17 protein-coding genes are annotated in these 20,702 nt (G+C 55.8%); 7 read left to right on the top strand and 10 right to left on the bottom strand.

The features are described 5' to 3' along the window. Nucleotides 1-11 precede the first annotated feature (11 nt). A complete protein-coding gene (locus FHI25_RS17240; RefSeq protein WP_063087898.1) occupies nucleotides 12-1,001 on the bottom strand; it encodes an aldose 1-epimerase in 990 nt (329 codons plus the stop codon). A gap of 162 nt (nucleotides 1,002-1,163) precedes the next feature. Here FHI25_RS17240 and FHI25_RS17245 point away from each other — a divergent pair, with 162 nt between their 5' ends. Beyond that, complete coding sequence (locus tag FHI25_RS17245) at nucleotides 1,164-1,895, top strand: FadR/GntR family transcriptional regulator (protein ID WP_120226528.1); 732 nt, start codon at nucleotides 1,164-1,166, stop codon at nucleotides 1,893-1,895. A 6-nt stretch (nucleotides 1,896-1,901) separates the two neighbouring features. Here FHI25_RS17245 and FHI25_RS17250 read toward each other — a convergent pair whose 3' ends face one another. Then, nucleotides 1,902-2,663, bottom strand: a complete 762-nt coding sequence (locus FHI25_RS17250; protein ID WP_210519896.1) for an HAD family phosphatase — start codon at nucleotides 2,661-2,663, stop codon at nucleotides 1,902-1,904. A gap of 215 nt (nucleotides 2,664-2,878) precedes the next feature. Between FHI25_RS17250 and FHI25_RS17255 the strand changes: the two genes are divergently transcribed. Next, on the top strand, nucleotides 2,879-4,468 hold the full coding sequence (locus tag FHI25_RS17255) for an FGGY-family carbohydrate kinase (protein WP_210519898.1): 1,590 nt from the start codon (nucleotides 2,879-2,881) through the stop codon (nucleotides 4,466-4,468). Nucleotides 4,469-4,714: 246 nt separating this feature from the next. Here FHI25_RS17255 and FHI25_RS17260 read toward each other — a convergent pair whose 3' ends face one another. Together FHI25_RS17260 and FHI25_RS17265 are read right to left on the bottom strand one after the other, a co-directional pair. Continuing rightward, on the bottom strand, nucleotides 4,715-7,861 hold the full coding sequence (locus tag FHI25_RS17260) for an efflux RND transporter permease subunit (RefSeq protein WP_210519900.1): 3,147 nt from the start codon (nucleotides 7,859-7,861) through the stop codon (nucleotides 4,715-4,717). Between the two features lie 11 nt (nucleotides 7,862-7,872). Further along, entirely contained in the window at nucleotides 7,873-9,009 is a 1,137-nt protein-coding gene (locus FHI25_RS17265; RefSeq protein ID WP_246879183.1) for an efflux RND transporter periplasmic adaptor subunit, read from the bottom strand. Between the two features lie 165 nt (nucleotides 9,010-9,174). Here FHI25_RS17265 and FHI25_RS17270 point away from each other — a divergent pair, with 165 nt between their 5' ends. After that, on the top strand, nucleotides 9,175-9,846 hold the full coding sequence (locus FHI25_RS17270; protein WP_210519904.1) for a TetR/AcrR family transcriptional regulator: 672 nt from the start codon (nucleotides 9,175-9,177) through the stop codon (nucleotides 9,844-9,846). Between the two features lie 211 nt (nucleotides 9,847-10,057). Next, a complete protein-coding gene (locus FHI25_RS17275; RefSeq protein WP_210519906.1) occupies nucleotides 10,058-11,221 on the top strand; it encodes a hypothetical protein in 1,164 nt (387 codons plus the stop codon). A gap of 80 nt (nucleotides 11,222-11,301) precedes the next feature. On the opposite strand, the gene FHI25_RS17280 is transcribed toward FHI25_RS17275, so the two are convergent. The 4 genes from FHI25_RS17280 to FHI25_RS17295 form a co-directional block, all read right to left on the bottom strand. Next, nucleotides 11,302-13,713, bottom strand: a complete 2,412-nt coding sequence (locus tag FHI25_RS17280; RefSeq protein ID WP_210519908.1) for a TonB-dependent siderophore receptor — start codon at nucleotides 13,711-13,713, stop codon at nucleotides 11,302-11,304. A gap of 226 nt (nucleotides 13,714-13,939) precedes the next feature. Next, entirely contained in the window at nucleotides 13,940-15,040 is a 1,101-nt protein-coding gene (locus tag FHI25_RS17285) for a FecR family protein (protein WP_210519911.1), read from the bottom strand. Between the two features lie 4 nt (nucleotides 15,041-15,044). Beyond that, nucleotides 15,045-15,182, bottom strand: coding sequence for a hypothetical protein (locus tag FHI25_RS17290; protein ID WP_210519914.1), 138 nt, complete (start codon nucleotides 15,180-15,182; stop codon nucleotides 15,045-15,047). Then, nucleotides 15,179-15,706, bottom strand: coding sequence for a sigma-70 family RNA polymerase sigma factor (locus FHI25_RS17295; RefSeq protein ID WP_231959681.1), 528 nt, complete (start codon nucleotides 15,704-15,706; stop codon nucleotides 15,179-15,181). Before FHI25_RS17295 ends, FHI25_RS17290 begins: the two co-directional genes overlap by 4 nt. 233 nt (nucleotides 15,707-15,939) lie before the next feature. Here FHI25_RS17295 and FHI25_RS17300 point away from each other — a divergent pair, with 233 nt between their 5' ends. Continuing rightward, nucleotides 15,940-16,326: a c-type cytochrome gene (locus tag FHI25_RS17300; protein ID WP_210519916.1), complete on the top strand. Its 387-nt coding sequence runs from the start codon at nucleotides 15,940-15,942 to the stop codon at nucleotides 16,324-16,326. 258 nt (nucleotides 16,327-16,584) lie between these two features. Next, entirely contained in the window at nucleotides 16,585-17,385 is an 801-nt protein-coding gene (locus FHI25_RS17305; RefSeq protein WP_246879184.1) for an alpha/beta hydrolase, read from the top strand. A gap of 118 nt (nucleotides 17,386-17,503) precedes the next feature. Here FHI25_RS17305 and FHI25_RS17310 read toward each other — a convergent pair whose 3' ends face one another. After that, entirely contained in the window at nucleotides 17,504-18,427 is a 924-nt protein-coding gene (locus tag FHI25_RS17310) for an arylamine N-acetyltransferase (RefSeq protein ID WP_210519921.1), read from the bottom strand. Between the two features lie 398 nt (nucleotides 18,428-18,825). On the opposite strand from FHI25_RS17310, the gene FHI25_RS17315 reads away from it, so the two are divergent. Next, nucleotides 18,826-19,680, top strand: a complete 855-nt coding sequence (locus tag FHI25_RS17315; protein ID WP_210519923.1) for a D-amino-acid transaminase — start codon at nucleotides 18,826-18,828, stop codon at nucleotides 19,678-19,680. Between the two features lie 108 nt (nucleotides 19,681-19,788). Here the strand turns inward: FHI25_RS17315 and FHI25_RS17320 are convergent, their stop codons facing one another. Beyond that, nucleotides 19,789-20,637 carry an SDR family oxidoreductase gene (locus FHI25_RS17320; RefSeq protein ID WP_210519925.1) on the bottom strand — a complete coding sequence of 283 codons (849 nt, stop codon included), beginning with the start codon at nucleotides 20,635-20,637 and terminating at the stop codon, nucleotides 19,789-19,791. Between the last annotated feature and the right edge of the window lie 65 nt (nucleotides 20,638-20,702).

Consider the following 20,702-nt stretch of genomic DNA (forward strand, 5'->3'; position numbering starts at 1 on the left):
GCCGTTTCGGATCAATCCACCAGCGAATAGTCGCGGTTGCCCGGTTTGCCGAAAACCTCGTCCTCGTCTACCAAGCCGCTATCAGGTGTTTCATGCAAGGTCGGGATCAGCGTCATGGTCCCGGTCAGCGTCTGGTTGTTATCAAGCACGACAAGATCGCCGAGTTCCTTGAATTCCGGACGGTTATGAACGTTTGGCACGTGCGATACCGGCTCGACACAGAATGTCTTGCCGTCTTCGGGGATATAGAATTGCACGTTTGAAAGGCTGTCGCTTGCCAGCATCTTCACACTGTAACCGGCATCCTGCCAGACCATGTCGGCTTCAAGGTGCCAACCTGCATAATGAGCATCAAGTGCCAGGTTATGGCGGATCATGCGACCATCGGAAAAATCGCGGCCCAGATCAATCACCGTGCGCGCGGTCGGCAGCATATCCTCGTCCGTGGCAAAACTGTCAGAGGCAATAAAGGCGACCGAAACATCTTCGCCACCCGGGAACCAGGGATGCAGGCCAATGCCATAGGGCATCGGTGTTCTGCCCAAATGGCGCACACCGATTTCGATGGTCACATCCCCCTCGGTGACCTTGATTTCCTGCCAGGCGACGTAGACAAAGCCACTTTGCGGGTCGTCATGTTTGTGATTGAAGCGCAGCGTATCAACAGTCGGGCGTTCGATCTGCCACTCGGAAGACCGGCCAAAGCCGTGAATGGCATGCGGGCTGGGTGGGCGGTTGGCAGGGACCTTGACGATACGGCCATCAAATTCGAACTCGGCAAAGGCCAGTCGGTTGGCAAACGGCACCATCGGGAAACAGCCCAAATTTGACGGATTGCCCGATGCAATCGCCTCCGGGGTGACCGGACGCAACAAATTGATAATGCCCTTGCCATCCGGGCGGATCCAGTCAATCCGCGATATCGCCCCACCGTCTGGGACAATCCCGATCTGAAAAGGGCCACTGTTCCAACGGTATTCAGGTTCGCCTTTTTTGGCCATTCCTGTGTGCCTCAAATCCAACCAAAATCATATGATGACTTTACAGAACCACTATCGTTCGATTAATTGAAGATTGTAACTCTGCTGGCGCCAAACAATCCTTAACGCCACACCGCCATTTTTTATCTGGTTGTTTTACACCGGAATTATCGGATACGCAAAATGAACAAGCCACGTGTGTCGGCCGCCCCGCGCAAAGTCTCGCTGACCGAAAAAGTGATCGCCAGCCTGCGCCAAGAGATCGAAAGCGGGCAACGCGAACCCGGAAGCAAATTGCCGACCGAACCGGTTCTGACCGAACAGTTCGGCGTCAGCCGCACCGTGATCCGCGAAGCAATTGCCGCCCTTAAGGCCGACGGGTTGCTGGAACCGCGTCAGGGTGCCGGGGTGTTTGTTCTGTCGCCGCAAACGCGGGCCAATGATAAATCGATCTTTGCGGTTGATTACGCGCAAGTTTCCGACGTTCTGGAAATCCTTGAATTGCGCATGGCGGTCGAGATCGAGGCGGCCGGACTTGCCTGCACGCGAGGCTCTGTCGCGCAGCAAACCAAGATTTACGAGGCGATGGCCAGAATGGAACGCGCCCTTGAAAAGGGCGAGCCGACCGAACAGGCCGATTTCGAATTTCACAGCGCGATTGCGTCCGCCACCAACAATCGCCGCTTTGCCGAGTTCCTCGAACATCTGGGCGATAAAACCATCCCGCGCGCGCAATTGCGCCGCCGCCCGCCAGAGGCCGAAGACCAAAAGGCCTATATGCAGATGATCACCGGTGAACATCGCCGGATTTATGATGCGATTGCCGCACGTGACGAAGATACCGCCCGCAAGGCGATGCGCGATCACCTCAGCCAAAGCCAGACCCGCTATCAGAAACTTCTGACCCAACGGTAAGCTGCGCTATACCGCAATCGCCTGTGCCAACATCGACATGTCGGAAATAACAATGTCAGCACCGGCTTCGTAAAGTCGCTGGCTGGCGGTTTGGGGATCATCGGCATAATGCCCGCCGCCGACAAAACCGATGCATTTCATGCCCGCCGCCCGTGCCGCCGTCACCCCGGCAACAGAATCTTCGATCACGATGGCATCACCCGGGGCATATCCCATAGCATCGGCCGCATGCAGGAAAAGATCCGGGGCCGGTTTGCCGTTTTCAACGAAATCAGCACTATAAACACGCCCGTCAAACCATGGGCCAAGGCCCGTGACCTGCATGGTTTTTTCAAGCCGTTCGACAGAACTGCTTGATGAAATGCAAAAGGCAATATCGCGTGCCTGAAGAACGGTCAGAACGGTTTCGATCCCGTCAATCTTGCTCAGGTCGCGGTCATAGCGGTCAAACAGCATTTTATAGTAATACGGTTTGAATTCCGCACTGACATCGCGGCCGGTTTGGGTTTTGATATATTCAATCGGTGCGGAACTTGATCGTCCGGTAAACCGGTCCGATACGTCGCGCAGACTGAGCGGCGCGTTAAAGTGTTCCAGCACATCGACAAGGGTTGCCAACGAGATCGGTTCGCTATTGACCAGAACGCCGTCACAGTCAAACAGGACAACACGACAGGCGTCAAACAGACCTTGGATCTCTGATGCTGACGTTACGATACCGGCCCCGACATCATCGGTCGGGCCTTGGACATTGTTTCCTCGGGCCATGTTGAACCTGGCTTGTGTGATTTATGTTATCGCTACAGCGTAGCTAAGAGATAAGTTCAGCGTCAACAAAAATGAACATTTGACCAATTAATGAACTTTTGATCAACTCAGGCAAAATTGAGCTCAAAACAGACACAACAACAGCCCAAACAAAAGATCACCCGGCATCGGAGAAATCCCGAAAAGCTAGGGGATATGCGGAGGAGTACCCGATCATGAGTCCCACTTACCCCTGTTTTGTCGGTGTCGATGTCGGCACCGGAAGTGCGCGCGCCGGCGTCTTTGACGCCAATGGCAAATTGCTTGGCAGTGCCGCACACGCGATTGCGATGAACCGGCCAAAGCCCGATTTCGTCGAACAGGATTCTGAAAATATCTGGCAGTCGGTCTGTCAGTCGGTACGTGATGCCATGGCCAAATCCGAAGTCCCCGCGCAAAAGGTCGCCGCCATCGGGTTTGATGCCACCTGCTCGCTTGTGATCCGCGATCAGGATAACAAACCAATGGGTGTCACCCCCGATGGCGCGGACAACTGGGATGTGATTGTCTGGATGGATCACCGGGCCGTCCGCGAGGCCGAGGAATGCACCGCCACCGGCGCCAAGGTGCTGGAATATATTGGCGGCACCATGTCGCCCGAAATGGAAATCCCCAAATTGATGTGGCTGAAACGCCATCACAACACGGCCTGGCAGAAAATGGGTGCTGCCTATGATCTGGCCGATTTCCTGTCATTCCGCGCCACCGGCAGCAACGCCCGGTCCTGCTGCACGGTGACGTGCAAATGGACCTATCTTGCCCATCAGGATCAGCCATGGGATCGCGATTTCCTGAAAGCAATCGACATGGAAGACCTGAATGACAAGATCAACATGCATGACAGTGCGCTTGCGGTTGGGGAACTGATCGGATCCCTTTCCGAACAGGGGGCAGCCGACCTTGGCCTGACCACCGACTGTGTCGTCGGGGCTGGCCTGATTGATGCCCATGCCGGGGCGCTGGGTACACTTGGTGAATATCTTGATGGCAACCTTGATCAGCATTTTGCGATGATCGCGGGGACATCGACCTGCCACATGGCGTTATCGAAAGAACCCCGCTTTATCAAGGGTGTCTGGGGCCCCTATTTTGGGGCGATTGCCCCGAACCTTTGGCTTAATGAAGGCGGACAATCGGCGACCGGTGCGTTGCTCGATCACATCGTTGCCATGCATCCGTTTTCCCATGACATGGGCCGTGATGCCCATAAGCTTGCCGGTGAAAAACTGATGCCGATGATGGCAGAAAAGACCGATCTGGCGCCGCGCCTGCATGTTCTGCCAGATTTCCATGGCAACCGCTCGCCGCTGGCCGACCCCGAAGCCCTTGGCGTGATTTCCGGCCTGACACTGGATCAGAGCGAGGAAAGCTTCCTGAAGCTTTATTGGGCGACTGCTTGCGCGATTGCCTATGGCACGCGTCATATCATCGATGCGATGAATGATACCGGCTATGACATCACCCACATCCACCTGAGCGGCGGGCACACCGCCAGCAAGGTATTGGTGAAACTCTATGCCGATGTCACCGGCTGTACGGTCGTGATGTCTGACTGCGAGGAGCCGGTTCTTCTGGGATCGGCGATGCTGGCCGCAGGTGCCCTTGATGCAAAAGGCGGCCTTGCCCGGGCCGCACGCCAGATGGCAGGCAAGGAAACCGCCCATGCGCCCGACCCGTCAGCCAAGGCAGATCATGATCGCAGATACGCCATTTTCCATCAGATGCACGCCCACCGTCAGAGCCTTGATAGCATGAGCAAAACCTGACTTTTGCCTGCCCAAAAGTTCGATATCTGCGCCGTTCGTGCGAGTTTGGCACGGCGCACCCTATCCAAAAGGCGCTTGACCTTATTGGGGGTTGCGGTCAAAACAAAAGGGCCGATGCAAACGCATCGGCCCTTTCTTTCGCACGCGCAACGGCGGGGTCGGGGGATCATGCAGAAGTTTAAATTCTGCACCGTCACGGCGCGATGCCGTTTAAGGCCAGCCTTTTGATAAGGCTGGCCTTAAATTTTATTCAGCCGGATGTTCGTGGGCAGCCTGGACTTCGCCCTTTTTCTTCCGGTTCTTGGCAAAGGTGCCAACAATCAGAACAAAGAACAGCGGCACAAAGAAGATCGCAAGCACGGTTGCCGCAATCATCCCGCCCATCACACCGGTACCCACGGCCACACGGGCCCCGGCACCGGCACCGGTCGAAATTGCCAGTGGCACGACACCAAGGGTAAAGGCCATCGACGTCATGATGATCGGACGCAGACGCTGGCGGGCGGCCTCGACTGTTGCCTCCAGAAGCCCCATGCCCTGGTCGTAAAGTTCGCGGGCGAACTCGACAATCAGGATGGCGTTCTTGGCCGACAAACCGATCGTCGTCAGGATCGCCACCTGGAAATAGACGTCATCAGGCAGACCACGCAGCATCGCTGCGATCACCGCACCAAGGACACCCAGCGGCACGACCATCATTACCGAAATCGGAATGGCCCAGCTTTCATAAAGCGCTGCCAGACACAGGAAGACGACGATCATCGACAGGGCATACAATGCTGGTCCCTGTTCACCCGCTTCGCGTTCTTCATAGGACAGTCCCTGCCATTCAAGGCCGATACCACCCGGAAGCTTGTTTACCAGTTCCTGCATTGCGTTCATCGCGTCACCCGATGCCACACCCGGGGCGGCAGAGCCCTGAATGTTGAGCGAGGACAGACCGTTGAAGCGTTCCAGACGCGGCGAACCATATGTCCATTCCGACGAAGAGACAGCCGAAATCGGCACCATCTCGCCCATCTGGTTGCGGACATACCAGTAATCCATGTCTTCGGGCATCATGCGGTATTTGGCATCTGCCTGCATATAGACGCGCTTGACCCGGCCATTTTCGATGAAGTCGTTGACGTAGCTTGACCCCCAGGCCGCGGCCAATGTCTGGTTGATGTCAGCAATGCTCACGCCAAGGGCGCTGGCCTTTTCCTGATCAATATTGACGTTTAGCTGCGGGGTATCATTGAGGCCGTTGGGGCGCACACCAACAAGACGCGGGTCCTGTGATGCCATACCCAAAAGCTGGTTACGGGCAGCAATCAGGGCATCGTGACCAATGCCACCGCGGTCAACAAGCTGCAGGTCAAAGCCGTTTGCAGTACCCAGTTCGATAATCGCTGGCGGTGCAAAGGCAAAGACCATGGCTTCGCGGATCTGGGCAAACGCGCCATAGGCACGTCCAATCACCGCATCAACCGATTGATCCGGGCGGGTACGTTCCGACCAGTCTTTCAGGTTCACGAACGCAATACCGGCGTTCTGGCCACTGCCGGCGAACGAGAAGCCGGCAACCGTGAACAGACCATCGATGTTTTCCGCTTCGTTCTCCATGAAGTGTGTTTCAAGCTTCTTGAGAACTTCAACGGTGCGTTCCTGAGACGCGCCAGCCGGAAGCTGGACCATGGCAAACATGATGCCCTGATCTTCTTCTGGCAGGAACGACCCCGGCAGACGGCCAAACAGCGCAATCAGCGCCGCGACAAGAATGCCGTAAACGAACAGATAGCGCCATTTGCGGTTCACGACATGGCCAACACTGCCTTGATAGAAGTTGTTGGTCTTGTCGAACCCGCGGTTAAACCAGCCAAACGGGCCTTTCTTCTTGCTCGGGTCTTCATGACCGGGCTTAAGCATGGTTGCGCAAAGTGCCGGGGTCAGAACAATCGCCACAACCACCGAAAGTGCCATGGCCGAAACGATCGTGACCGAGAACTGGCGATAAATCGCCCCGGTCGACCCGGCAAAGAAGGCCATCGGCACAAACACCGCTGACAGCACCAGGGCAATACCAATCAGCGCACCAGTAATCTGGCCCATCGATTTCCGCGTTGCTTCACGTGGCGGAAGACCGTCTTCGTGCATCACACGTTCGACGTTTTCAACCACAACAATCGCGTCATCGACCAGAAGCCCGATGGCCAGCACCATGGCAAACATGGTCAGCGTGTTGATCGAATAGCCAAAGGCCGCAAGGATCCCGAATGTGCCGAGCAAGACAACCGGCACGGCAATCGTCGGAATAAGCGTTGCCCGCCAGTTCTGCAGGAACAGGAACATCACCAGGAAGACGAGGACAATCGCCTCGAACAGGGTATGGACCACTTCCTCGATCGACACTTCGACAAACGGCGTCGTGTCATAGGGATAGACGATCTCGATGCCTTGCGGGAAGAACGGTTTCAGTTCTGCCAGACGGGCCTTGACCGCATCTGCGGTATCAAGCGCGTTGGCACCGGTGGCAAGGTTGATACCAATACCGGTTGCCGACTGCGCATTGTACCGCCCGACGATGCTATAGCTTTCACCGCCGATCTCGATGCGCGCTACATCACCAAGACGCACCTGCGAGCCATCGGTTTCGACCCTTAGCAGGATGTTGGAGAATTCATCGACCGTCTGAAGTTTGCTTTGCGCGGTGATGGTTGCGTTGATCTGCTGACCGTCAATCGACGGCGCGCCGCCAATCTGACCGGCGGTAACTTCGGTGTTTTGTGCCTCGATGGCATTGTTAACATCCATCACCGTCAGGTTATAGGACAGCATCTTGTTCGGATCGAGCCAGATGCGCATCGCGTGCTGCGCACCAAACACCTGAACCGAACCAACACCGTTCACACGGGCAATCGGGTCCTCCACCGACGAAACGACGAAGTCCGAAAGGTCTTCGGCATCCATCGATCCGTCTGCCGAGACAAAGCCGACAACCATCAGGAACGAGCCACTGGACTTGCTAACCGTAACACCCTGCTGCTGCACTTCTGTCGGAAGGGACGACATGGCAGCCTGCAGTTTGTTCTGAACCTGAACCTGGGCGATGTCCGGATTGGCTTCGGGTTCGAAGGTCAGGGTCACTGTTGCCTGACCGTTCCCCGAAGACGTCGAGGACATATAACGCAGGTAATCAAGCCCGTTCATCTGTTGTTCGATCACCTGGGTGACCGTGTTTTCAACAGTTTGGGCCGATGCCCCCGGATAGGTTGCCTCGATCTCGACCGACGGCGGTGCAATCGACGGATACTGTTCGATTGGCAACTGCCAAAGCGAAAGTCCCCCCGCCAACATGATCACCAGGGCGACAACCCAGGCGAAGACGGGGCGATCAATAAAGAATTTTGCCATTGAATAAGTCCTTATTCGGCGGCTTTGGCGGTTTCAACGGGCTGTGGCGCAACCGGTGCACCCGGTCCGATACGCTGGATGCCATCAACAATGACTTGCGCGCCATCTTCGATACCGGCCGTCACCAGCCAATCCTGTCCCTGCGACTGCTCAATCGTCAGATCCTTGGAGGCAACTTTGCCATCCTCGACGACATAGGCATAAGCCGAGCCATCCGGGCGGCGCATCACCGCTTTTTGCGGCACAAGGAATGCGTCTTCAAGATGGCCCTGACGGACCTGACCGCGCACAAACATACCGGGCAGAAGCGTGCCATCCGGGTTCGGGAACACAACGCGCAACCGTACCGTGCCGGTGGTTTCATTCACCGTCACATCGGAAAACTGCAAGGTGCCCTTGTGCGGATATTCTTCGCCGGTGGCATCAATGATCAGGGAAACCTCGATCTGGCCTTCCTCGATACCCTTGATGCGACCATTGCGGATGGCTTCCTTGATCTTCAGCAACCGGCCACCGGCCTGGGTCACATCGACATAGATCGGATCAAGCTGGGTGATGGTGGTCAGTTTTGCCGACTGATTGGCGGTCACAAGCGCACCTTCGGAATAATCCGACGAACCGATCTGACCGGAAATCGGTGCGGTGACCGTGGTGTAGGCGAGATTAATGCGCGCCTGTTCAAGCTCGGCACGTGCCGCGGCAACCGCTGCCTTGGCCTGTGCTTCGGCGGCAACTGCATCGTCATAGGTTTGCTGGCTGACGGCCTGCGACTTGATCAGCGGGTCATAGCGCGACCGCGTCTTGGTCGTCTGGTCAAGGGTTGCGCGCTGACGGGTCAGTTCGGCCTGGGCTGCATCAACGCGCGCAAGGTAAACTTCCTGATCAATCATATAAAGCTGCTGACCGGCTTCAACAAACGCACCCTCGGTGAAGTTGCGTTCCTTGATAATGCCATCGACCTGCGGGCGGATGTCTGCTTGACGGAAGGCAACGGTACGACCCGGCATTTCCTCAACCAGGTCAACAGTCTGCGCGTTCAGCGTCACGGTACCGACCGGGATCGCCTGTGGCTGTTGCTGGGCGGCTGCCTGTTGGTCGCCTTCGCTCTGCTCGCTGCAGGCGGCTACAAGCACGACAAGCGCTGCCATACCAGCGAATTTCAAACAAGATCGCATGGACAAAATGCTTATTCCTTCTAAGTCCGCGCAAAGCCGTGTGGTGTGCGCTTTGCCATTGCTTTTATAAATACTGTACGGTACAGTACACATTGTGCGCTGCACGATCAAGAGCCAAAAACAGCAGAGCCAAGAAACATGAGTGAAACGCCCGAAAAGCTTGAAAAACAACATTCTCGCGGTACTGCGCGCCGTCGCGCAATGATGGATGCCGCATGGGCGTTATTGCTTGAACGTGGCTTTGCTGGCGTGACCCTCAATGACGTGATTTCAAAATCTGGCGGGTCGCGCACAACCCTGTACGAAGCGTTTGGCGGAAAGGATGGTTTGCTGGCTGCGGTCATGACCGAGCAATGCAAAGAATTCTCAGCCGAACTGCATATTTCACTGGAAACCGATCTCCCTCCCCGTGATGCCCTGACGGACTTCGGCACGAAACTGGCGCAAAAGATTGTAACCGAGGAAGTCGCCCGCTTCACCCAGATTCTGTATTCCGAAGGCCAGCATTTTCTACCCTTGATCGAGAAATTCTTTGAAGTTGGCCCCGACAGCACGCGCAAACACCTTGCCGATTACCTTTCAAGGCAACAAAAGCTTGGCAATATGATCATCGATGATCCGGAACATTCGGCTGAAATGTTTGAATCCATGGTCATCGGAGACTGGCTGTCGCGCATCATGAAACACAATCCGCGCCCGCCAATGACCGATCAACAGATTGCTGAACGTGTTTCCCGCGCGGTTGAGACCTTCCTGTGTGGTGTCGCAACACCACAAGCACGTGACCAGTTCGACTGCGCGGACACATAACCTCCCCCTCCGTTGTCGATGAGTGGCTTTATAGCCAGCCCCTCCTGACAGCATCCTGTCAGTTGCGACCTATCGTGGCGAAAATTCCCGAAGGGTGACCTGCATCACACCTGAATTACTTTGCCCTAACATTACCAAATTTGGGGTAAACTCTGGCCTGCGTTACCAACAGAGGGCGTATTCCCCTTCTGGCAAGCAAAAGGACCCCGTCATGCAGTTGCGAAAGGCACTTACCGGCTTTGGCGTTCTGGCAATTTCGATTGTCGGCCTGACCACGCGTGCCGACGCTATTTCCGTCGAAGATGCCCGCACGGCGCTTGATGCGATCCTGATGCAATCCGGTATTTCCGCGACCGAGGTCGATGCCCGCCCCATCGACGGCGATGCGGTCGAACTGGTTTATGACGCGGTTTCCCTTGATCTCAGCGGCTATTCCAGCCCGCGCCAACTGGCGATGGACGACGTTCTGGTCACGGTGCGCGATACTGATAGTGCCAATCAGGTTGATCTTGATGTCAAACTGCCCACACAGGCGAAAATGCTGGCCGAGGCAACCACGGATCAACGCGACCTGACGCTGCGCAATGCCGGGGGTTATTTGCGCTGGGATACTGCGCGCAATGTGCCGGTTACCTTTGACGGCTTTGCCGATTTTCTGGTCGGGGACGAGCCGGTTTCGCGCAAGCACTGGCTGATCAATGGCCTGATCATTCAATGGTTGCCCGAAATGGCCAAGATCGCCTGGCAGGCGGCCGAGTGGACCGGCCCGAACCGTGAAAAGCGCGGCTCGATCAAATCGGCGAGCTTCACGCTTTATCCTGACAAAGACGGCGCAACCCATCTTGATTATTCCCATGATGGTTTGTGGCTGCCAAGCCTGATCCAGCCGCGCACGGTGCGGGTCAAAAGCAGCAGTACCGGTCTGCCATGGTCTGACGCACAGCCCATTATCGAAAAGGGTTTCCACGACATCCTGACCGGCACCGCCCCGCGCTTTGCCCGTCGCCAGATTGGCGATGCGCTGTGGAAAAAGGCCGCCCAGAACGGTGCCCCGGTCAAGGTTGATGAATTCTATATTGAATCCCGGGGGCTTGAGGCGCTGGGTTCCGGCGAATTCCTGGCACAGGCTGCCGCACGTTATGGCTTTACAGGTGAGTTTGATTTCAGACTTCTGGGGCAGGAAAAACTCGTCGATCTTTTGGGAACGCCAGACAACCCGACCATTCTTGGCGCGCTTGTACCCTTTGCCGTAAACGGCCTTGCCGCCGGACGCCCCGGCCCACAAGGCACGACCGAATATGACGGTCAGTTGCTCCCCGATGGGCGGGTTGTCGTTAACGGTCTTACGGTCTTTCGCACTGCTGACGGCAGCTAGGCCTTTATACCCCGTCCCGACACAACAAAACGGCCGCCCATCATTAAGACGGGCGGCCGCTTCTGTTTAAAGGCTTCGCGTTACCAGCTGTATTTCAGGGTCGCCAGAACCGTGCGGCCATCGCCGTAGTAACGGCTGCCGAATGTATTTGAAGAAACATATTCCCGATCAAGCAGGTTGGTGGCGTTCACGGACAGACTGACGTCATCAGTCACGGCATAGTTGATGGCTGCGTCAAACACGCTGTTTGACGGCAGAGTTTCGGTATTGCCGTCATTGCGCTGACGTTCACCGACAAAACGCACTCCACCGCCAAGGGTCAGATCGCCAAGCGCGCCCTGCCCCGGAATAGTGTAGTCAAGCCAGGCTGAAGCCTGATGCTCGGGTACGTTTGCCGGGCGGTTGCCAATATTTGCCGCCGTCAAGTCATCCTTGATTTCGGCATCAAGGTAGGTATAGGCCAGCGTCATGTTCGTCTGCTCACCCAGCGACATTTTACCTTCAAGCTCAAGCCCGCGGGAATTGATTTCACCGATCTGGTGGTAGGTTCTGGTCGCGGAATTGTACTGCGAAACGTTTTCCTGCGTCAGATCAAATACTGCAGCCGTAAACAGTGCATCGATTGCTTCGGGCTGGTACTTCACACCGATTTCGTACTGCGTGCCTTCCTGCGGTTTCACCCCATCCGGACGCGATGCCAGGCTGGAATAAACCGGTTGGTAGGATTCCGAATAGTTTCCGTAAACCGAAACTTCGTTGGTCGCCTTATAGGTCAGACCAAAACGCGATGTGAATTTGTGATCATCCCGTTCGTCGGTCGTACCGCTGCTAATGGTGTCGGTGTCGCTTTGAACATAATCGAAACGCCCGCCAACGGTCGCGATCCAGTCGTCAGCAATCGTCAACTGTTCCTGGGCATAAAGGCCATAGGCCGCCTGGGTAATTTCGGTATCTGAGGTGAAATCGATATCGATGCACGACATCCCGCAATAGGATGGATTATAGGGATCAATCGGACTTGCCGTACCGTCAAAGCGTCGTTCACGGTTCTGATCGCGGCTATAGTCCAACCCGACAAGCGTCTTGCTGTCGAACATGTCACTGATCGCGGTGTCATATTGGATCTGGTTATCAATGGCAAAACGGTCAAGCTCTCCGTAAATCGCAAAGGCCCAACGGTCACCAAGCGGGGTGGTATCGTTGAGATAAACCGTCTCGTATGTCAGATCGACATGGGTGTAGCGCGCATTCTGACGAAACTCGAGCTTATCATTGATCTGGTGCGACAGCTCATACCCGATATTGGTTTCTTCGGTATCGAAATTGTTGAAATCAGGTTCCCCGAAGAACGCATCACGGCTCGTTTCGATCCCGGCCGGAAAGCCATAACCAAGGCCGCTTTCCCGGTCGCTATAGCTCGTCAGGATGGTCAGTTTGGTATCCAGATTTGGGGTATAGCTAAACGCCGGTGCGACATAGATGCGGTCATCCTGCGAATAGTCCTGCCCGCGCTCGGCATCCTGCCACAAAGCAGTCAGGCGATAGGACCAGTTGCTGTTTTCGCCAACCGGACCCGTCACATCGCCCGCGCCGCGCAGATGATTTTCACCAAAGGTGGTCAGAACTTCGCCGCTGGCCTCATCCTGCGGGCGCTTGGTTGTCATATTGACCAAACCGCCCGGGCCATTCATGCCAAAAAGGCTGGATGTCGACCCCTTAAGCACATCAACCTGCTGCAGGCCATAGGCCTCCGGACGACTGTTGGTAAAATTGTAAATCCGCGATGGCAGCCCGTCACGGTATGCCCCAAGATTCTGCTGCCCGAAACCACGGATACGAACATAGTCATAGCGGACATCCGAACCATATTCGCCCGCCTGCACACCGGCAGTATAGGCCACTGCCTGCTGCAGATCTTGAACGTTACGGGTTTCCATTTCTTTCTGCGTCACCACGGAAACCGCCGATGAATCATCCAAAATGGGCGTATCGGTTTTCGACGCAGTTCGTGAGCGCGATACGACAAAACTGTCGGTGATGGCTTTGGTCGGATCGGCGACTTCTGGCGCATTGGCCTCGACCCGGAGCGTTTCAAGAACTTCCTCGCCTGCACTGCTTGTCACCGCCTCGATCACAACCGTGCCATCACTGGTCACGTCATAATCAAGCCCCGACCCGCGCAGAAGCGCCTCAAGGGCTGTGCTTGCGCGCATCGTGCCATTGATGGTCGGCGCATCAATTCCGCGTGCAAGTGCTCCGTCTACGGTGACCTGCACACCGGCCTGCACGCCAAACTGGGCCAGCGCACTGGTCAGTGACTGGGCCGGAATATCAAATGCATGCTCGGCATCGATCCCGCCCGCACTGACCTGTGCATTTGCGTCAGGTGCAAACAACACGGCCGGCGCCAAGGCGGTTGTCATCATCAAGGCACTGGCTATTACCACAACACGACCACGTTTTTGCAGTCGAGCTGCACCCCCATTGTTCATTTTCTTCTATCTCCGTTTCATGTCCTATGCCTGAAACAAATTGAGAATGCAAACGCTTCTCAATTTCGCATAAAAGACAAAACGGATGCCGGTTCTGTTTTTTCAAAAATTTTTATGGGAAATCATCAGGATGGTTCCAAACCCGCAAAATTCTGCGGATTTGAAAGGCATTATTTTTTCTGATGAGTAAGTTTAAATGGGGGCCGAAATCAGGCCCCCACCGCCATCAGGACTTTGAGACAACCAGAACCCACGGCGTGATTTCACGCACCGTTGCCTTTTGCGCCCGCGCCATGCCGCGCAAGGCCGATACCGGATCATCAAGGCGATAGACCCCTGTGACCGTCTGGGCAGCCAACACCTCATCGGTGATCAGGATGGCGCCATTGAAATAGCGCCGAAGCTGATCAACAACGTCGGATAACGGTTGATCCTGTGCGATCAGCTGGTTCTTGCGCCAGGCGCCAATTTGGCTGGTCGGCGAAGGATGACGGATCACCGTGCCGTCCTGCCCGACCCGGACATTCTGCCCGGCTTCAAGGATTTCAAAAACCGCCGGTACATTGGCGACATTTTCGACCTGCACCCGCCCGTGTTCCACGCCAACCGTCGAAACAGCATTGCCTTCGGAAACATCAAATCCGGTGCCAAGCACCGTGACCATCACCTGATCCGCCCCAACGCGAAACGGCTTTTGCGGATCCGGGGTGACGTCAAAAAACGCCTCGCCATCGAGCAATTCGACAAAGCGTGTTGCCCCGTCAAAATGCACGGTAATCGCACTTTCCGGCGCAAGGGTTACCGTGCTGTTGTCAGAAAGCGTAATGGTGCGCATCTCGCCTGTTGCCGTGACATAATCGGCCTGCATATGGGTTGCGATATCCGGCCCGATGATGGCGGCCAAAAGGGATGCCGCCACCGCCACCCCGCCAAGCCCGATCCCGCGCCAGGACATATTGCCGCGCTTTTGAAACCGGGTTTGCGCCGAGATAACCTTGCCTTCGGCAACGGCCTTTTCGTAATCAATATTCAAAAGCGCCGCGACCGCATCATTCTGCTGACCGTCGACATCACCTTTGTCGCTACCCTCGCGGCGCGCCGCAAGGAACGCCTGCCAATCGGCCGTGCCAGACGGCTTGGCCTTTGCCATCAGATCGGCGGCCTTTTGCGTCGCCTTCCAGGCATCAATGTGGGCTGGGTCCTCGGCACACCAGTCGGCAAACTGTGCTTGCAGTTCCGGGTTTTCCGGATCCTCCTGCAGGCGGATCAACCATTCGGTCGCGGCCTTGCTCGCCTGCTTTTGGACTGGATCGGTTATCTCTGCCATCACCCTATTGCGCCCCCGTTGCACCGATTGGTGCGATCAGGGCGATATAGCCGATATCACGCAACACGTCACCATCTGTGCGGGTTATGGCGCAAAATTCCGCAAGGCCAGACTGTTTAATCGGGCAATGAATGATCCTCATGGCCAGCCACCCAGCCGTTCGCGGCAATGATCAATGCCCTCGGATACAAGCTTATGGGCAAGCGGCACGGAAATATCGAGATAATCGGCAATCTCGCGCAGTTTCGCCCCGCCAACCCGATGCATCTCGCAGGCTATGCGCGTGCGTTCGGGCAATTCGGAAAGGGCTTGCATCAAAATCGCGTATTCATCCTTGTACACCGCAACCGTTTCCGGGTCCGGGCTGTCGGATGCGCGCGTTTGCACGGCCACATCATAATCAGATGCGGCGGTCAGGCTGCTTTCACGAGCAATCTGGCGTTTGCTATCAAGTGCCAGATTGCGCACGATCCGGTAAAGATAGCCGGTGGTATCATCGAGAAACCGCCCCTTGGTCGCCGCATCAAACCGCAACCATGCTTCCTGCACCAGATCTTCGGCCTGCACACGGCTGCCGATGATGCTGCTGGCATAGTTCACAAGTGCGGATCGCTGGCGCATGAACAGTGCCAATGACGTCACATTTGATGTCGCGTTTGAAGCCAATCAGAATGTCCTTTGCACAATGCGGACAAGCCCGGTGCCCGCATGGGATGACACGCTTAACCCAAATGATACTGATTATCAACATCAATAAAGCACCCTATCCATCAGATGATGCTTCGATACGGGGTTGCCTGCACAGCACCACCCCCAAGGCGTGCTTTAGGAAATTCGTTACCTTGGCTTGCTATACAGGCGATTAGAAGACATTCAAAATCGCCATTAGGGAGCCCGCCATGCAGAAAACCAGCCTTGTCATCCTGTTGACCGGTGTCGTGGCCTTGGGCATGTGGGGGATCAGCGATTACATGGCGCACAACGGCGAGGCATATGGCGATGTCGAACGCGGGCAATCGATTGCCGAGCAGACCTGCCTGCGCTGTCACACCAAATTCGAAGGCGATCCCCTGCCCGATCCGACCGTCACCACCGCCCCGGCCCTTGCCAGTTTCGGGCAACGCTGGCCGCTGGAAAACCTTGAAGAAGCCTTGGCCGAGGGCATCACGGTATCGCATGACAACATGACCATGCCCGAATTTTCCTTCACCTCCCAAAGCATCGCTGATCTGCTGAGCTATATGGAAAGCCTGACAAACGAGGCCAACGCAAAGGCTGGCCAATAACAAAGCTGGGATCTTGGTGCCTTTGGTCCGGGTCCAAAGCCCAGACGCGTTCACATGACCGGCCCGCAATTTGCCACCTGTTTCCATTGCCGCGATCCCTGGACTGCCGCCATTTGATGCGGCGCTCACGATTAAGTGATCGCGCAATATTTAATCGTACACGATTTATTATTGCGCTATTTAATTTATCAAGGTATCCACATCTCTATCAGCATTACAGCGCTTCGCGATCCGAAGCCGGTACAAGGAGAGATGAAAATGACCAACCTGAAAAAACTGCTCACCGCCACCGCATTTGGCCTGGGTCTGTTATCCGCGCCCGTCGCCGCCTTTGCAGATAGCAACGCACCGACAAACCGCCCGACCATCGTTCTGATCCATGGCGCCTTTGCCGCCTCCGACAGTTGGGATGGTGTGACCGACATTCTGCTTGCCGACGGCTATCCGGTCGTCAGTGTTGCCAACCCGCTGCGCAGTGTGTCCGGTGATGCCGCCTATGCCCGCGCCGTCATTGATAGCATCGAGGGTGAAACGGTTCTGGTCGGCCATTCATATGGCGGCATGGTCATCAGTGCCGCCGCTGCCGGCGCGGCCAATGTCAAATCACTGGTCTATGTGGCATCCTTTGCCGCCGAACCGGGTGAAACCATTGCCCAACTGGCCGGTCAGTTCCCGGGCAGCACATTGGGTGAAGCACTGGCAGCACCGGTCGCAATCGGCAACGGGATCAATGATCTTTATATTGATCAGGCAAAATTCGGACAGCAATTTGCTGCTGACGTACCGGCGGAAAAGGCCCGCCTGATGGCAGCCGCCCAGCGCCCTGTCACCGACTTTGCGCTCAATGAACCGGCACAGCAGGCCGCATGGAAGGATCTGCCGTCCTATCACATCTTTGGCACTGCCGATAAAAACATCCCGCCAGCAGCCATGACCTTTATGGCAGAACGGGCAGATGCACGTAAAACAGTTGTGGTTAATGATGCCTCGCACGTTGTCATGGTATCCCATCCGCAGGCAGTCGCCGACCTGATCATTGAGGCCGCCCACCCGGAGTAATCCGGGAATATAGACCATCACGGTCGACAGACACCCAAACCAGATCCGGAATCAGCGGGCGGGGAGCAAAACTCCCCGCCCTTGATCATTCATAGCCGGATAAACACCGCACAATCGGTTATCCGTGACTGTGATTGACCAATCTGGCAAAGGCGCCGCGCCAGGCCGGGTCCGGCGCGATGCCAAAGATGTCTTTGAGCGTCTGCGGAATATCGCCAACGCTGAGCGTGTGTTGCTCTTCCTCACCGGTGACCAGCCGGATGGTCAGGCGGTTGTTCAGCAACGTAAAGCGCGCAAACGGGGCAGATCTGGCGACCATCAGGGTCTTGCAAAACCCGCTTTCGGGGTGATCGGATGCGTACCAGTTCATGACCTCGTAATCGATATCCGAAACAGGTGCGATATCGATCTCATGTACCGCCTTCCACACGCCATCACGTTCCAGTTCAACCCGATAGCTGTGCGCGCCCTTGATCACGCGATAGGTGTCATGCGGGGTTGCTTGTGGCGTTGCAATATCGAGCATCAAGGGCGCGGTTGGCACACACCCACCCAAGCCGACATCGGCCAGCCAGGCTTCGCCATCGATCATCACGCGGTTGGCCATGTGGCAGCGCGGACGGGGCATATCATTCGGGCCATAACCCCATAAAACCCGCCCGGCCAGACCTTCGACCTCAAAGCCAAGGCTGCGCAAGACGCGGCGAAACAGGCCGTTTTGCTCAAAACAATAACCACCCCGCCCGTCATGGATCAGCTTCTGATCGACGCGCTCCGGATCAATGCTTATTGGTGTGTCATTGAACACATCAATCGCTTCGAACGGGATGGTTGCCGGATGCAGCGCATGCAGGGTTTGCAACACGTCCAGTGTGGCTTCGCGCGGGCCGTCATAGCCGATCCGGGCGAAATAGGCATCGAGATCCACTTCCTGTTTCGGGCATTTGATCGGGGCGGCCCAACTGGCATTGATCCGGCTTTGCAAAGCGTCATGGTCTGGTGCGACCGGGGCGTTATGGGTGACAGGCTGGTGGCTATTCATCACAAGGCTCCATTCCTTTGACGATGTCTTTTCATCATCGTTTGTTCTCATGAAGCAGGACGATAAAACCTCAACCTATGTTACGGTCAAACGCAAAAAATCGAAAAATTTTAAATCGAATAATCTTCGAATAATATCGGAAATTACGGCCCTACTCACAGTATCAACCCCTCAATGACGGCCCATTCAAGCAACAATTCACCTTTTACACGCACGATATAGAGCTTTTGCGCGACAGATTGCGTCGCCCTGTGATATTTGAGACTCTAAAGAGCGGAAAAACCGAACAAGCCAACGATCGCGATGGCACTGGCCGTGCGCGAACGGGTCTTTGGAAACGTCGCTTATCCATCCATGACGGATCGCAACGGATCCGCGTGCCAGACAGGGAACTAACCATGCGCACTGTTTATGTGAACGGCGAGTTTTTGCCGGAAACCGAAGCAAAGATTTCGATTTTTGACCGATCCTTCCTGTTCGCCGACGGCGTGTATGAAGTGACCTCGGTGCTTGATGGCAAGCTGATTGACTTCATGGGCCACATGAAGCGCCTCGAACGCTCGCTTGCCGAACTCAAGTTCGAATTCAAACCCGATATTGACCAGCTTCTTGAAGCCCACCGTGAACTGGTGAAGCTTAACGACATCACCGAAGGCCTGATTTACCTTCAGGTTTCGCGTGGTTCGGCCGGTGATCGTGATTTCGCAATCGATCCGCAAACGCCGCCGACCATCGTGATGTTCACCCAAAGCAAATCACTGATCAAATCGGCCCTTGCCGAACGCGGTCAGAAAATCATGACCGCCACCGATATCCGCTGGCGCCGGTCTGACATCAAGACCGTGCAGCTGCTATATGCATCGCTTCTGAAAACCGATGCAGCTGCCAAGGGCAAGGATGATGCCTGGATGGTGCTGGATGGCTATGTCACCGAAGGATCGAGCAACAACGCCTATATCGTCACCAAGGACGGCACGATCGTCACCCGCGAACTGTCGACCGACATCCTGCACGGCATCACCCGTGCGGCGGTCCTGAAATGCGCCGAGGAGCTTCAGCTCAAGGTCGAAGAACGCCACTTCACGGTTGAAGAAGCCCAGAATGCGGCAGAGGCCTTCTCGACCTCGGCCTCGGCCTTTGTCTGCCCGGTTGTCGAAATTGATGACAAACCGGTTGGCGATGGCGTTCCGGGCCCGGTCGCCAAGCGCCTGCGCGAGATCTATATCGACGCCAACCGCAAAATGGCGCTCTGATCGGCCTCCAGAAAATCCATCTGATCGTCTCCTCAATGTCGATCAAACTGCGAAACGCCGCCCACTTTCGGGCGGCGTTTTTGCGTTGGGTATCTACGGAAAAAGATCCTACATTGCGGCAAGTTCTTCCTCGGTAAAATCGGCGGAAATGGTGATGTCTTTTCCGGCCTCAAGCTTTGCCAGCCTTTCGGTCAATGCGGCATGAACGCCATCATAGGCATCTGATCCCAGCAACAAACGAAACGGCATTTTCGGTGCATCTGCCGCCGCAATCATCGCATTTATCATGCGATCCGGATCGCCCTTGATCACCCATCCACCGCCAAAGGCGGCTTCCTTGAGGTCATGGGCCGGGGTGCCGTCATAATCACTGATCGGTTCCGGCTGGATGATGGAGCCGATAAACGCGGTGCGTGACGGACCGGGTTCGACCAGCATGAATTCAATGTCAAATGGCGCGACTTCCTTGGCCAGCGATTCAACAAAGCCCTCGATGCCCCATTTGGTCGCGTGATACAGGCTAAAGCCCGGATAGGCGATCTGACCGCCTTCGGACGATACCTGAATGACACGCCCCGATCCTTGCCCACGCAGGTGTGGCAAGGCAGCTCTGATCACAACAATTGATCCCAAAAGGTTGGTATCAATAATCTGGCGCATCTGATCAATGCCGGTTTCCTCGGCCGCCCCCATGATGCCAAAGCCGGCATTGCTGACGATGAAATCAATCCGTCCAAAATCGGCAAAGGCCTTGTCAACGGTCGCCTGCACCGCATCGGGCTCGCTTACATCAAGATAAGCAACACTGAGCCGTTCGCCATATTGTGCGACCAGATCGTCAAGCGACCCTGTGCGTCGTACGGTGGCGATCACACGATCACCACGCGCCAGTACCTTTTCCGTAAGCCCACGACCAAACCCGGACGATGCACCGGTAATTAACCATGTCTTGTCCATGTCAGTTCCTTTCTGTCTTGCTCTGAACATGGGGGGACTATAGAAACCAATGATTGATGCGATAA

Source organism: Thalassospira sp. ER-Se-21-Dark (assembly GCF_017922435.1).
GTDB lineage: Bacteria > Pseudomonadota > Alphaproteobacteria > Rhodospirillales > Thalassospiraceae > Thalassospira.